General features: G+C 55.7%; 13 protein-coding genes. 10 read left to right on the top strand and 3 right to left on the bottom strand.

Annotation, left to right across the window (positions count from 1 at the left end; genetic code table 11):
- The first annotated feature begins 116 nt into the window (after nt 1–116).
- The 7 genes from pspA (at nt 117) to tyrR (ending at nt 5,875) form a co-directional block, all read left to right on the top strand.
- On the top strand, nt 117–785 hold the full coding sequence (gene pspA / locus FHC51_RS17780) for a phage shock protein PspA (RefSeq protein ID WP_103822228.1): 669 nt from the start codon (nt 117–119) through the stop codon (nt 783–785).
- Nucleotides 786–836: 51 nt separating this feature from the next.
- Nucleotides 837–1,061: an envelope stress response membrane protein PspB gene (pspB, locus tag FHC51_RS17775; protein ID WP_103179865.1), complete on the top strand. Its 225-nt coding sequence runs from the start codon at nt 837–839 to the stop codon at nt 1,059–1,061.
- Nucleotides 1,061–1,417 carry an envelope stress response membrane protein PspC gene (pspC, locus tag FHC51_RS17770; RefSeq protein WP_220436246.1) on the top strand — a complete coding sequence of 119 codons (357 nt, stop codon included), beginning with the start codon at nt 1,061–1,063 and terminating at the stop codon, nt 1,415–1,417. Before pspB ends, pspC begins: the two co-directional genes overlap by 1 nt.
- A 14-nt stretch (nt 1,418–1,431) precedes the next feature.
- Nucleotides 1,432–1,650, top strand: coding sequence for a phage shock protein PspD (pspD, locus tag FHC51_RS17765; protein WP_220436245.1), 219 nt, complete (start codon nt 1,432–1,434; stop codon nt 1,648–1,650).
- 111 nt (nt 1,651–1,761) lie between these two features.
- On the top strand, nt 1,762–3,159 hold the full coding sequence (locus FHC51_RS17760) for a YcjX family protein (protein WP_156239016.1): 1,398 nt from the start codon (nt 1,762–1,764) through the stop codon (nt 3,157–3,159).
- Nucleotides 3,156–4,205 (top strand): YcjF family protein, encoded by a 1,050-nt coding sequence (locus FHC51_RS17755; protein WP_220436244.1) that lies wholly within the window; start codon nt 3,156–3,158, stop codon nt 4,203–4,205. The genes FHC51_RS17760 and FHC51_RS17755 overlap by 4 nt, the downstream gene beginning before the upstream one ends.
- 128 nt (nt 4,206–4,333) lie before the next feature.
- On the top strand, nt 4,334–5,875 hold the full coding sequence (tyrR, locus tag FHC51_RS17750; protein ID WP_220436243.1) for a transcriptional regulator TyrR: 1,542 nt from the start codon (nt 4,334–4,336) through the stop codon (nt 5,873–5,875).
- Nucleotides 5,876–5,928: 53 nt separating this feature from the next.
- On the opposite strand, the gene FHC51_RS17745 is transcribed toward tyrR, so the two are convergent.
- Complete coding sequence (locus FHC51_RS17745) at nt 5,929–8,667, bottom strand: nucleoside hydrolase-like domain-containing protein (protein ID WP_220436242.1); 2,739 nt, start codon at nt 8,665–8,667, stop codon at nt 5,929–5,931.
- A gap of 211 nt (nt 8,668–8,878) precedes the next feature.
- On the opposite strand from FHC51_RS17745, the gene FHC51_RS17740 reads away from it, so the two are divergent.
- The gene (locus FHC51_RS17740; RefSeq protein WP_220436241.1) at nt 8,879–10,084 is read left to right on the top strand and encodes a DNA-binding transcriptional regulator; all 1,206 of its coding nucleotides are present in this window, start codon (nt 8,879–8,881) and stop codon (nt 10,082–10,084) included.
- A gap of 39 nt (nt 10,085–10,123) precedes the next feature.
- On the opposite strand, the gene tpx is transcribed toward FHC51_RS17740, so the two are convergent.
- Nucleotides 10,124–10,630, bottom strand: coding sequence for a thiol peroxidase (gene tpx / locus FHC51_RS17735; RefSeq protein ID WP_103179860.1), 507 nt, complete (start codon nt 10,628–10,630; stop codon nt 10,124–10,126).
- 105 nt (nt 10,631–10,735) lie between these two features.
- On the opposite strand from tpx, the gene ycjG reads away from it, so the two are divergent.
- Entirely contained in the window at nt 10,736–11,701 is a 966-nt protein-coding gene (gene ycjG, locus FHC51_RS17730; protein ID WP_220436240.1) for an L-Ala-D/L-Glu epimerase, read from the top strand.
- On the opposite strand, the gene mpaA is transcribed toward ycjG, so the two are convergent.
- On the bottom strand, nt 11,692–12,405 hold the full coding sequence (gene mpaA / locus FHC51_RS17725; RefSeq protein ID WP_103179858.1) for a murein tripeptide amidase MpaA: 714 nt from the start codon (nt 12,403–12,405) through the stop codon (nt 11,692–11,694). The genes ycjG and mpaA overlap by 10 nt on opposite strands.
- 183 nt (nt 12,406–12,588) lie before the next feature.
- Between mpaA and FHC51_RS17720 the strand changes: the two genes are divergently transcribed.
- Entirely contained in the window at nt 12,589–14,205 is a 1,617-nt protein-coding gene (locus tag FHC51_RS17720; RefSeq protein ID WP_220436239.1) for an ABC transporter substrate-binding protein, read from the top strand.
- Nucleotides 14,206–14,778: the final 573 nt, after the last annotated feature.

The following is a 14,778-nucleotide window of genomic DNA, read 5'->3' as shown; positions in this document are numbered from 1 at the left end:
GCGGGCGAAAAAGCAATCACCACGTGTTAAATCAAAGGGATATAAAATTGGCACGGGAATTGTATTAGCTATGCAGCAGGGCTCAGCCCGATAACAGAAAATATGAGGATTCAATTATGGGTATTTTTTCTCGTTTTGCCGACATCGTGAATGCCAACATCAACTCACTGCTGGAGAAAGCAGAGGATCCACAGAAGCTGGTTCGTCTGATGATTCAGGAGATGGAAGACACGCTGGTGGAAGTGCGCTCTAACTCCGCCCGTGCGCTGGCTGAGAAAAAGCAGCTTTCCCGCCGTATTGAACAGGCGACCGCCCAGCAGGCCGAATGGCAGGAAAAAGCGGAGCTGGCGCTGCGCAAAGATAAAGAGGACCTCGCCCGTTCTGCGCTGATTGAAAAGCAGAAGCTGACCGATATTGTCGCTACCCTGGAGCAGGAAGTCACTCTGGTGGATGAAACCCTTGCCCGCATGAAAAAAGAGATTGCGGAGCTGGAGAACAAGCTGAGCGAAACCCGCGCCCGTCAGCAGGCTCTGACACTGCGTCATCAGGCAGCAAGCTCGTCCCGTGACGTGCGCCGTCAGCTCGACAGCGGCAAGATTGACGAAGCCATGGCCCGTTTCGAGTCGTTTGAGCGTCGTATCGATCAGATGGAAGCGGAAGCGGAAAGCCACAGCTTTGGCAAACAGAAAACGCTGGATCAGCAGTTTGCCGATCTGAAAGCGGATGATGAAATCAGCGAGCAACTGGCCGCGCTGAAGGCCAAAATGAAACAAGACAATCAATAATAACGACTGCGGCGCCCGTCGGCGCCGCCACTCATAAGACAAGGAGTAGACATGAGCGCGCTTTTTCTTGCCATTCCGCTGACCATTTTCGTGCTGTTTGTGCTGCCGATCTGGTTGTGGCTGCACTACAGTAACCGTTCTTCAAGGGGAGAGCTGTCGCAAAGCGAACAACAGCGCCTGGCGCAATTAACTCAGGACGCAAATAAAATGCGCGAACGTATTCAGGCGCTGGAGGCGATCCTCGATGCGGAACATCCGAACTGGAGGGATCGCTAATGGCACTGAATCTGAATAAAAAATTGTGGCGTATCCCTCAGCAGGGGACGTTGCGCGGCGTCTGCGCCGGACTGGCGCACTACCTCGACGTGCCGGTGAAACTGGTGCGTGTGGTAACGGTACTTTCCATTTTCTTTGGTCTGGCGTTTATTACCCTGGTGGCCTATATCATTTTGTCCTTTGTGCTGGACCCGATGCCGGACGGCGCGATGGGCGATGAGAATGCACCCACCAGCGGTGAATTACTGGATGCGGTGGATGCTGAGCTGTCGGCAGGCGAAAAACGTCTGCGCGAAATGGAGCGGTATGTCACCTCGGATACCTTCACGCTGCGAAGCCGTTTTCGTCAGCTTTAACAGAGAGAATTGATATGAATCAACGCTGGCAACGTGCCGGGCAACAGGTTAAGCCGGGCCTGAAAATCGCAGGGAAGCTGGTATTACTGACCGCGCTGCGTTACGGCCCGGCAGGCGTGGCGGGTTGGGCGATTAAATCGGTCGCCCGTAAACCCGTGCGGATGCTGCTGGCGGTGGCGCTGGAGCCGATGCTGAAAAAACTCGCCACTCGGCTTTCCGGTAAATTGAAATAGACCGCAACGGCACAGCGCTGGACGTGCCGTTGCGGCGCTTTTATTCCTTTCTCCTTATCCCCATGTCATATTTCTCATAACAATAATTCCTTCAGGCAGAACAGGATGGCGATGAAGCGACTTAAAAATGAACTTAATTCTCTGGTGAATCGTGGGGTTGACCGTCATCTGCGCCTGGCAGTCACCGGACTGAGCCGCAGCGGCAAAACCGCCTTTATTACGGCGATGGTGAATCAACTCCTTAACCTGCATGCCGGGGCGCGCTTGCCGCTGCTGAGCGCGGTGCGCGAAGAGCGCCTGCTTGGCGTAAAGCGCGTTCCTCAGCGCGATTTTGGTATTCCTCGCTTCACCTACGACGAAGGGCTGGCCCAGCTTTACGGCACGCCGCCAACCTGGCCAACGCCCACCCGCGGGGTGAGTGAAATCCGCCTGGCGTTACGGTACCGCTCCAACGACTCGCTGCTTCGTCACTTTAAAGAGACCTCCACCCTCTATCTGGAGATTGTCGACTATCCCGGCGAATGGCTGCTCGACCTGCCGATGCTGACCCAGGACTATCTCAGCTGGTCGCGGCAGATGACGGGCCTGTTACAGGGGCCCCGCGCGGCGTGGTCCGCCCGCTGGCGCTCCCTGTGTGAGGGGCTGGATCCGCTGGCACCCGCCGATGAAAACCGGCTGGCGGCCATTTCAGAAGCCTGGACCGATTATCTGCATCAATGTAAGAAAGAGGGTCTGCACTTTATCCAGCCGGGTCGCTTTGTGCTGCCGGGAGATATGGCGGGTGCCCCGGCGCTGCAATTTTTCCCGTGGCCGGACGTGGAGGCTTTTGGTGAATCGAAGCTTGCCCAGGCGGACAAACATACCAACGCCGGGATGTTGCGCGAGCGTTTCAACTACTACTGCGAAAAAGTGGTCAAGGGGTTCTACACCAACCACTTTTTACGCTTTGACCGCCAGATTGTGCTGGTGGATTGCCTCCAGCCGCTCAACAGCGGCCCTCAGGCCTTCAATGACATGCGCCTCGCGCTCACCCAACTGATGCAGAGCTTCCACTACGGGCAGCGCACGCTGTTCCGGCGTCTCTTCTCCCCGGTGATCGACAAACTGCTGTTTGCCGCCACCAAGGCGGATCACGTGACGGTGGATCAGCATGCCAATATGGTGTCGCTCCTCCAGCAGCTGGTGCAGGATGCCTGGCAGAACGCCGCTTTTGAGGGTATCAGTATGGACTGCCTGGGGCTGGCCTCGGTACAGGCTACCCAGAGCGGCCTGATTGACGTTAATGGCGATAAGATCCCGGCGCTGCGCGGCCACCGTCTGAGCGATGGCGCCCCGCTGACGGTCTACCCTGGCGAGGTTCCCGCCCGGCTGCCGGGCCAGGCATTCTGGCAGAAGCAGGGGTTTCAGTTTGAAGCCTTCCGCCCGCAGACGATGAATGTAGACCAGCCGCTGCCGCATATTCGCCTGGACGCCGCGCTGGAGTTTTTAATCGGAGATAAATTGCGATGACCGAACCCTTAAAACCGCGAATGGATTTTACCGGCACTCTGGAAGAGGAGGATCGCGAAGCCTTTAAAGCGGCACAAACGTTTGATGACGCCCAGGCCGGAAACTTCGCCCCGGTGGTGACCGATATGCTCCCCGCCGAAGAAGGACAAGCCGAAGCCGTCGTCGAAGCCGCTTTGCGACCTAAACGTAGCCTGTGGCGCAAAATGGTCAGCGCGGGCTTGATGCTGGCGGGCGCTGCGGTGGTAGGGCAAGGCGTGCAGTGGGCAATCAACGCCTGGCAAACCCAGGACTGGGTGGCGCTGGGAGGATGCGCGGCAGGTGCGCTTATCGTTGGCGCGGGCGTGGGCTCTGTTGCCACCGAATGGCGCCGTTTATGGCGACTGCGCCAGCGTGCTCACGAGCGTGATGAAGCCCGGGATCTGCTGCACAGCCACGGCACCGGTAACGGACGGGCGTTTTGTGAAAAACTGGCGAAACAGGCCGGGCTCGATCAGTCTCATCCGGCGCTGCAGCGCTGGTACGCCGCCATTCACGAAACGCAAAACGATCGCGAAGTGGTATCGCTGTATGCCCACCTCGTTCAGCCGGTGCTGGACAGCCAGGCCCGGCGGGAGATCAGCCGCTCGGCGGCCGAATCAACGCTGATGATTGCCGTCAGCCCGCTGGCGCTGGTGGATATGGCTTTTATTGCCTGGCGCAACCTGCGCCTGATTAACCGCATCGCCACCCTGTACGGCATTGAGCTGGGCTATTACAGCCGCTTGCGTCTGTTCCGCCTGGTGCTGCTGAACATGGCTTTCGCCGGGGCCAGTGAGCTGGTGCGCGAGGTGGGGATGGACTGGATGTCGCAGGATCTGGCCGCTCGCCTTTCGGCCCGTGCGGCGCAGGGGATTGGTGCAGGATTACTCACCGCGCGACTGGGGATCAAAGCGATGGAATTGTGCCGTCCACTGCCGTGGACAGCGGATGATAAACCCCGGCTGGGGGATTTCCGTCGGGAATTAATCGGCCAGTTGAAAGATACCCTCAATAAAAAACCGAAGTAAGCTCGCTTCCTCGCACAAAATTCCGTCACTATGCTCACAGGCTGTCAATATTTGTTGACAGCCATCTTCCCGATTGCAGATATCTGGCTTATCATTTCAGAGTTAATGGCTTATAGAGTGATTTTCCCATGCGTCTGGAAGTGTTTTGTAAGGACCGTCTCGGCCTGACTCGCGAGCTGCTCGATCTCCTTGTTTTGCGGAGTATTGACCTGCGCGGAATTGAGATTGACCCAATCGGGAAGATTTACCTGAATTTTGCTGAAATTGCTTTCGAAACATTTAGCAGCTTAATGGCTGAAATCCGCCGTATCGCTGGCGTTACGGATGTGCGTACCGTGCCGTGGATGCCCTCCGAGCGCGAGCACCTGGCCCTTAGCGCGCTGCTGGAAGCGATGCCCGAACCCTTTTTATCCCTGGATCTGAAAGGTAAAATCGATCGGGCTAATCAGGCGAGCTGCCAGCTGTTTGCGCTGGAGCCGGAGAAACTGAGTAACCACAACGCCGCCCAGCTGATCCCCGGCTTCAATTTCCAGCGCTGGCTGGAGAGCAATCCGCGCTCGACCCACAGCGAGCATGTGATGATCAACGGGCAAAACTTCCTGATGGAGCTCACCCCGGTCTATCTGCAGGGTGACAACGACGACAGAACCCTGACCGGTTCAGTGATCATGCTGCGCTCAACGGTCCGTATGGGGCGTCAACTGCAAAACCTGTCGAGCCAGGATACGGGCGCCTTCAGCCAGATTATTGCCGTCAGCCCGAAAATGCGTCACGTGGTGGAGCAGGCGCGTAAGCTGGCAAACCTTGCCGCGCCGCTGCTGATCACCGGCGACACCGGCACCGGCAAAGATCTGCTGGCCCATGCGGTGCACCAGGCGGGTCCGCGGGCGAGCGAACCTTATCTGGCCCTCAACTGCGCCTCTATTCCGGAAGATGCCGTCGAAAGCGAACTGTTTGGCCACGCGCCGGAAGGCAAAAAAGGCTTCTTTGAGCAGGCCAACGGCGGCTCGGTGCTGCTGGATGAGATTGGCGAAATGTCACCGCGGATGCAGGCCAAACTGCTGCGTTTCCTCAATGACGGCACCTTCCGCCGGGTGGGGGAAGATCATGAGGTGCATGTGGATGTGCGCGTCATCTGCGCCACCCAGAAGAACCTGGTGGAGCTGGTGCAGAAGGGGATGTTCCGGGAAGATCTCTATTATCGCCTGAACGTTCTGACCCTCAATATTCCGCCGCTGCGCGATTGTCCGCAGGACATCATGCCGTTGACCGAGCTGTTTGTGGCGCGCTTTGCCGATGAGCAGGGTATCCCAAGACCGAAGTTCTCAGCCGATCTGAATACGGTTCTTACCCGTTACGGCTGGCCGGGGAATATTCGTCAGCTGAAAAATGCGATCTACCGTGCTCTGACCCAGCTTGAAGGCTATGAGCTGAGGCCACAGGATATCTTATTGCCGGACTACGACGCCGGAACGGTGGCGGTAGGGGAAGAGGCGATGGAAGGATCGCTGGATGACATTACCAGCCGCTTTGAACGCTCGGTGCTGACGCAGCTCTATCGTAACTATCCCAGCACCCGCAAGCTGGCGAAACGGTTGGGCGTGTCTCACACCGCCATCGCCAACAAGCTGCGCGAATATGGTCTGAGCCAGAAGAAAGGTGACGAGTAGCGCCTGTCAGTACATAAGTGAAGCGGCAGGCATCAGGCCCGCCGCTTGAGGGGTTATGGCACCACGTTGACAATCACGCGCTTGTAGCGGGTTAAGCGCGGCGTGCCATGATCGGTCACGGCCAGAATGATATGCATCGTACCTGTTCCCGGTGACATTACCCGGGCATCGGTGACATCGAACCAGGCCTTTGGCTGGTCAGCGTTTTTAATGTCTAACATGACCCCGGTGGCCGCATTTGATAATACGCGCGTTCCCGCCTCTGCATAGACAAACCATTCATAGGAGAGGGCATCACCATCGGGATCGGTGGAACCCATTGCGCTGAGCTCCACCCGTTGCCCTTTTTTCACCGTCAGGGTGGCAGGGTGATCGAGTTTTGGTACCGGCGGATGATTGGCCTCACTGTAGGGCTTGATGGTCCAGTCCATTCGGGCGGCAAAGTCATTTTGATAAGCCCCACGCCAGCGCCAGATTGTTGCATGGTTAGTGGTGTGCCAGCGATTATCAAAGCCCAGCACTTCATCCTGCGCATTGGTCCAAATCGGGCGCGTCTCCTGGGCCATAAACCAACGCTCTTTATGCGGCGTATAGAGCTCGTAACGACCGCCCCAGCCACCCCAGTCAGGATGTTCAGGATCGGACAAACCATTATGAATCAGATTCAAAAATGATGGCGTGTCCCCCTCCATCATAAACTTCCAGCGCGGGTACTCTGCCCCTAAAGGGCCTTTGCTGCGTACATTTTTATCCAGCCATTCGTTGGTTACCAGCTGATAATCCGCCCCGGCGAAACGGCCATGGAAATAGTCACCGCCGATGCCAATCCAGGTAGCGTGGTGAAAACCGCCCCCGGCGTTTTGCCCCGGGGAAACGATGTAAAACAGCGACGGGAACATTTTGCGGATCCACGGACCGCTGTCGTCCTGATCGGAGATGGCGTAGACGCGAAGTCTGGAAACAAACTTTTCAAGCTCTTCAGGCGTACGGGTATGACGTACTTTCCATAGCGCCTGCGCAAGCACATTCGGGCCACCCCAGACCGTCACCCATAATGGCCGATCGTCCTGACGGTCTACGGCCTTAATGAGCAGTTCCGATCCTGTGGAGTCTTTGCCTTCACCCACTGCGGCCATATTGTGGACTGGCAAGCCCTGAGCCACCACCTTAAGCAGATCGTCCGCAAGCGGAAAACCGGGCTCATGTTTTTCCAGATTATCGCGGACTAATCCGTAACCTTTAATGATATCGATGATACGTTGTGGTTCTACCTGGTCTTTATTTTTGCCGGTAGAGGTGGCGACAAGGCCTTCAATGTTCACCTGGTTAGCGTAGGTCATCAGGCGCACCATTGACATCTGGTCATCGGGATCGTCACCGATATCGGTTAACACGAACAGACGTTGTTTGCTCTCTTTTATATCAGGTGTTGATGGCTTCAGCCGTTCGATACGAGACGCAAAGTCAGCCAGATAGGTCGCGCGCCACTGATTGATGGTTTTGATGCCCTGCTGCGGGCCAAAAGGCGGCACGTCCTCGCTTAACGCGGGATCAGGATTGTCGGTCCACCAGTTTGGATAGCGGCCAGAGGGCTGCGTGGCCCGGAAAGCCGCAGGGGACGCTGAGGTAAAGCTGCCGCCAATCGGGTCTTGCAGACCGGCCCAGTTAGATTCAATGGTGTACTTCCACGTCTGGGATGCTTTCGGGACGAAACGGAAGTGCCACGTCCCGTCAGCGGCTGCGAAGCCCGGGAAACGATCGCTTTTGTTCCCGGAGGCAGGCACGACCAGATTTGCGGTGGTCCCCGCCGGCGCCTGCCCTTTGGGATGAACGATCAGCTCAACCAGGCCATAGGTTTCCACCACGTCGGAGGCGGTTGGCCTGCCTTTGAAGGTGTACAGGGGGCGATCCCATGCCCGCACAAACCGTCCACCGCCTTTGCTTTCTTGTTGAGGATCGTCGGGATTGGGCCCAAGGATATAAGCCACCGACGGCGTATCCCCCATCTTTAATTGACCCTCTCCGTAGGAATTAAAGAAATCGCCCAGCGCGCCGTGGCCTTTTACATGCGTAGCCACAAAGGTCGCGCCGTCGAGACCGTTGGTTTGATCGCCTCCCGTGAACCAGCCCCGATAGGTGGAGTTGTTTTCAATGATGTGCAGGTCCGGATGATGGCGAACAATATAATTGTATGCAGACGTCGACCACTTCTTGTTCGGGCCACCGATATAGTAGACGCGGATTTTTTGCTTGATGGTTGGGTCGTCATGAAGCGCCTGCGCCAGGTCGTCAATCCCTCCCCAGATCAGGATCCACAGCGGCCGGGGATCGGGGCGTTTTGCCGCTTCAATGATCAGTTTTGAGGCATCAGTGGGCTGACTAAAGCCTTCGGGCGGCGCGGAATCCATCCCGCCTTGTCGGGTAATGGAGCGCAGGTAATCCGGGGTCGGGTAATCACTGGACCAGTTTTTCAGATTCGGATAATCCTGTTCATATCGATCGATTGTCTTCAGAATTTCCGTCGCACGGTTTCGTACCGGCCCCCACGGCGAGGAGAGCAGGCCTTCGAGTTGCATCGCATCTGCGTACAGCAGCAGGTGGACCAGCGACTGGTAATCGTCAAAATCGGTCCCGCCGATGTCCGTTGAGACAATCACCCGCGGTTTAGCGGCCACAATGTTATTTTCCGGGTTGACTGCTGCGCGGACCTGGTTGAACGACACATGCGTGACAACCAGTAAGAGCAACGTCAGTGACAGGAAAAGAGGTTTTCCGTTTATTTGCAATTTCATAGCAGAGTCATTTCCTCCAGAGGTTTTTATTTTTTTGCACTTCAGGAACGGAAAACAGCCTGGCATAACTCTGCTGCAAAATCGGTTTATGATTTTTCTAAATGGTAGAATTACTCTTTAATAACATTAAGTTAAGGGCAGTAATATCTTTACAGCCATCGTTCGGCTTATGATAGGGTGATATTTCTTCTCTATATTCAGGGATCACGATATGGCGTCGCGAAAGCATGACATGTTTCGGGTGGCACTGATGCTGAAGTCCAAAGGGCGCTATGGCAGGAGCATCATTGAAGGAATATGTGAGTACATGAAATCGACCCGCATCCACTGGGATTTCCTGCTGGAAGAGGATTTCCGCTCATCCCCGGCCAGCCTGCTCGAATGGAAAGGGGATGGTGTCATTGCGGATTTCGACGATCCTCTGTTGACATCGCTACTGACGAAGGTAGAGATGCCGGTGGTGGGAATTGGCGGTTCCTGGCAGTTGAGCAGCCCAACGATCCGCTCTCTTCCTTACGTGGCGTCGGATAACGTTGAGCTGGTGAGGCTGGCGTATCAACATCTCATCGACATGGGCCTTCCGCGCTTTGCCTGTTACTCCATCGAGCCGACAATTATGAACCCCTGGGCGGTGGAACGGGCAAACGCCTTTCGCCAGTTTGTAGAGGCGGACGGGCATCAGGCCGAGATCTTTGAAGGCATTCCGACACACGCTTTGGTGTGGCAAAACATTCTTGAGGATCTGGCCCGGTGGTTGGGTACGCTACCTAAGCCTGTTGGTATCATCGCAGTAACGGATTCACGCGCCAGACAAGTGCTGCAGGCGTGTTCCATCGCGGGTTATGCCGTGCCGGAAGAGATCGCTATTATCGGCATAGATGATGATCCGTTGTTGCGCAGCCTCAGTCGCATCGCCATCAGTTCGGTTGCGCAGGGTACCCATCAGATGGGACGCATTGCGGCGGAGATGCTGCACAGGCAACTGACGGGTACACCGCTGCGCGAAAAACATGTCATGGTCGGGCCTGAAGGGGTGAATGCCCAGGCGTCTACCCGGCACAGCGTTATAATGAATACCTATATTTTGCGTGCCCGCTACTTCATCCGCCAGTTCGGAACCCAGGGGATCAAGGCCGCCCAGGTTGCAGAGCACGTAGGCTGTTCCCGCGCGACCCTGGACATGCACTTTATGCGTACCCTCGGAAAGACGTTGCATGACGAATTACTGAGCTTCAGACTCGAGCGCTCAAAAAATTTGCTGCGGGAGACGCAACTGAGTTATGCCGATGTGGCTATGCAGAGCGGATTTACGTCACTTCAGTATATGTATTCTGTCTATCGTCGGGAGATGGGGTGTACGCCGGTAGAGTATCGAAAGGAAGTTGACGAGGTATATGAGAACTTGTCAAATGAATGACATGAGCCGATGCTGTACAGGCTCATGTCATTTTTGCCGTTACGCCTTCAGCGATTCCAGCGCGGCAGCATAGTCTGGCTCGGTGGTGATTTCATTCACCAGGTGGCTGAATACGACGGTGTCATTTTCGTCGATCACCACAACTGCACGTGCAGCCAGGCCTTTCAGTGCGCCTTCAGAGATGCCCACGCCATACTGCTCCAGGAATTCCGGGTTGCGCAGGGTAGACAGAGTGATAACGTTGCTCAGACCTTCAGCACCGCAGAAACGGGACTGAGCGAACGGCAGGTCGGCAGAGATGCACAGCACAACGGTGTTGTCCACTTCGGTCGCCAGCTGGTTGAATTTACGTACAGACGCGGCGCACACGCCGGTATCAATGCTTGGGAAAATGTTCAGCACTTTACGCTTGCCGGCAAACTGGCTCAGCACGACGTCAGACAGATCTTTTGCCACGAGCGTAAACGCCTGCGCTTTGCTGCCTTTCTGAGGAATGGATCCTGCAACAGAAACCGGGTTGCCCTGGAAATGAACGAGTTGTGACATAGTTATCTTCCTGTTTACATATAGTTAACGTCGCCGTTAGTGTATGTCATCAGCCGATAGCACAGCAAACCCTATTTGCGCGAAGCCGCTATACAGGAGTGAGTGATGAGAACCCTCAAGGTTTACGAAGAAGCCTGGCCACTGCATACGCCGTTTGTGATCTCCCGGGGAACCCGGAGCGAGGCCTGTGTAGTGGTGGTTGAGATAGAGGAAGAGGGTGTCAAAGGGGTGGGAGAATGCACGCCTTATCCCCGGTATGGCGAAAGCATCGCCTCGGTAATGGCGCAGATCATGGCGCTGGCGCCTGAACTGGAGCGCGGCCTTACCCGGGAAGCGCTACAGACGTTATTGCCTGCCGGTGCCGCACGCAACGCGGTGGACAGCGCCCTGTGGGATTTAGCCGCCCGTCAACAGGGGATCTCTCTGGCGGCGCTGGCGGGCGTGACGCTGCCGCAGACGCTGGTCACCGCGCAAACGGTGGTCATCGGTGAGCCCGCGCAGATGGCCGCCAGTGCCAAAGCGCTCTATGACGCCGGGGCGCGCCTGCTGAAGGTGAAGCTGGACGATCGTCTGATCAGCGAGCGGATGGTCGCCATTCGCGGCGCCGTGCCCCAGGCGACGCTTATCGTCGACGCCAACGAATCATGGCACAGCGAAGGACTGGCTGCCCGCTGCCAGCTGCTGGCGGATCTGGATGTCGCCATGCTCGAACAACCTTTGCCCGCGGGTGAGGACGCCGCACTGGCGAACTTTATTCATCCGCTGCCCATCTGCGCCGATGAGAGCTGCCACACCCGTGAGAGCCTGGCGGACCTGCAAGGGCGTTACGATATGGTCAATATCAAGCTGGATAAAACCGGTGGCATCACCGAAGCGCTCTCCCTTGCCGCCGAGGCGCGTCAACGTGGTTTTTCACTGATGCTCGGCTGTATGCTCTGCACCTCGCGAGCGATCGGTGCCGCACTGCCGCTGGCGAATGAAGTGAAGTTTGCCGATCTCGATGGCCCTACCTGGCTTGCCGTGGATGTCTCTCCGGCGCTGCAATACAGCACCGGCGTCGTTCATCTCTGAGGTTCCCAGCGCAACAGATCGGTCATCGCCTTCAGGTATTTCTCGCTGGCCTCATCGGAGGAGATCGGCGGGAATTCAGCGGTGATGCAGTGCAGGCTTAAATCGGCACACCAGCTGCCGAATGAGCCTGGCGTCTCATAGCCGACGCTGGTGACCAGCGGCAGTGAAAAGGCATCTGCCAGCCAGCGCCCAAGGGCCGTGTGGGCGGGATCTTCAATGCAGGCCAGCGGATCGTGAAACGAGACAACCCAGGCCGGATGCAGTTTGTGGATCAGATGACACAGTGCCTGGGTTTCCGGCTCTGAACCGGGCTTGTCTCCCGTCAGCAACACCACGTCTCGATCTTCGGCTGAGCTGTTCCAGCGGTAGACCGTCTCGCCTTCCCGCCAGTTGGCCGCCGGGAAGTTACGGTTTAAATCCACGCCACGGGCATTGGCACGTAATCCCAACTGACAGCCGTCCGGGTTAACGGTTAATACCACATGGTGGCGGCGCAGCGGAGGGGAAAGGGTACGCAGGGCGCAGGAGAGGGTCACAATCGAAGAATTTTCATCTCCGTGGGTTCCGGCAATGATCAGGCCGCTGTTGCGATCGGCCTGCGGGGCAGGGAACCAGATTAAGGGGGCGCCGAGGTATGAGCGGCCATAATGTTCGGTCCCGGGCGGGAAAGCGCCACGTTCCGTTCTTGGGCGGGTAAGTGACATAGACGTTCCTGAATCAAATTGTATTACTGGCAGTGTTGTGCAAAAAACACGGTTAATCAAATAGTTTCACACAGTGGATAAAACCGGCAGATATCAACTTTCCAACGGAAGTTGTTTGCATTTCACTGTTCTGAAACAAATAATTACCCATCTGCTCGTACCCATCATTTCAAAGGGGATCTCATGAAGCATCCGGTTTCGTTGATCTGTTCTGCCTTATTGTTGTGTGGCCTCTCTTCTTACGCCTTCGCGGCGGATGTTCCCCCCGGGACAACCCTGGCATCCAAACAGGAGCTGGTGCGTCATATCAAAGATGAACCTGCCTCGCTTGATCCCGCTAAAGCGGTTGGCCTGCCTGAAATTCAGGTGATCCGCGATCTGTTCGAGGGGCTCGTGAATCAAAACGAAAAGGGCGAACTGGTGCCAGGCGTAGCGACCCGCTGGCAGAGTAATGATAACCGCGTCTGGACTTTCACCCTCCGCGAGAACGCGCAATGGTCTGACGGCACCCCCGTCACTGCCCAGGATTTTGTCTACAGCTGGCAGCGTCTGGTGGATCCCAAAACGACCTCGCCTTTCGCCTGGTTTGCGGCCCTGGCCGGAATCGTTAACGCTCAGGCGATCATCGACGGTAAGGCAACGCCGGATAAACTGGGCGTAACGGCAGTGGATAGCCGAACCCTGCGCGTGCAGCTCGATAAACCCCTGCCGTGGTTTGCCAATCTGACGGCGAGCTTCGCCTTCTATCCGGTACAAAAAGCGAATGTGGAGAGCAGCCCGGAGTGGACCCGTCCTGGGGCGCTGGCAGGTAACGGTGCGTATATCCTGAAAGACCGGGTGGTCAACGAGAAGCTGGTGGTTGAGCGCAACAGCCATTACTGGGATAACGACAAAACCGTTCTGCAGAAAGTGACCTTTATCCCGATCAACCAGGAGTCGTCTGCCACCAAGCGCTATCTGGCGAACGATATCGACATCACCGAATCGTTCCCGAAAAATCTTTATCAGAAACTAATGAAGGACATTCCGGGGCAGGTCTATACTCCGCCGCAGCTGGGTACTTACTATTACGCCTTTAACACCCAGAAAGGCCCGACCGCGGATGCCCGGGTGCGTCTGGCGCTCAGCATGACCATCGACCGGCGGATCATGGCTGAGAAAGTACTGGGTACCGGCGAAAAACCGGCATGGCACTTCACGCCGGACGTGACCGCAGGGTTTACCCCTGAGCCATCGCCGTTTGAGCAGATGAGCCAGGAAGAGATGAACGCGCAGGCCAAAACGCTGTTGCAGGCGGCTGGCTACAATGCGCAGAAACCGCTGAAGCTGACGCTGCTGTATAACACCTCAGAGAACCACCAGAAGATTGCTATCGCGGTGGCGTCGATGTGGAAAAAGAACCTGGGAGTGGATGTGAAGCTGCAGAACCAGGAGTGGAAAACCTATATCGACAGCCGCAACACCGGTAATTTCGATGTGATCCGCGCCTCGTGGGTAGGTGACTACAATGAGCCGTCAACCTTCCTCTCCCTGCTGACCTCAACGCATACTGGCAACATCTCGCGTTTCAACGATCCGGCGTATGACAAGGTGATTAACCAGGCATCCCTGGAGACCACCGAGCAGGCCCGCAATGCGGATTACAATACCGCAGAAAAAATCATTGCGGAAAAAGCCCCGATTGCGCCGATCTACCAGTACACCAACGGGCGGTTAATCAAGCCGTGGGTGAAAGGCTATCCGATTAACAACCCGGAAGATGTGGCGTACAGCCGCACGATGTATATCGTGAAGCACTAAGCGGTACCGTACGATAGTGCTCTCTCAGTAAATGGCGCGACATCTGGCGCCATTTTTTTTGCCCGCAATTTCATATTCTGCCTGCCTCTGTCTCAGTTTTATTCATTATGATTATTTCTGATATTGATGGATATATAAAACCATATAGAAATGACTGCCTGCTATTCTTATAAAACGGCGGAATTCATAATTCTCGTTGATTTGCTGAAAAAGAATAATGGGATATAAATATAATATACAGTCCTCTTAGGGGATGGTTTTTATTTATTGGCTGGCGGCAAGTGTTGTTTTTAATATGCCGTGGTCAGATAATGGTACTTGCAATTAGTGGTACCTGTAATTCTGTAGATAAACTCTAATTTTGGAGTAATAGTTAGTTGATCCATTGTAATTATTTGTTCTACTATCGCACTCGCGAATAAACATGATTTAACTCGACAACTATTCCTTAAGGAAAAGGGGTAATGCTGCCAACTTACTGATTTAGTGTATGATGGTGATTTTAAGGTGCTTGCGTGGCTTCCATTTCCATCAGATGTCCTTCCTGCTCCGCTACTGAAGGCGTGGTGCGTA

The sequence above is a fragment of the Leclercia sp. EC_58 genome, assembly GCF_019584355.1.
Taxonomy (GTDB): domain Bacteria; phylum Pseudomonadota; class Gammaproteobacteria; order Enterobacterales; family Enterobacteriaceae; genus Enterobacter.
The sequence above is the reverse complement of the archived record's forward strand: the minus strand, read 5'-3'. Positions and strand labels throughout refer to the sequence as shown.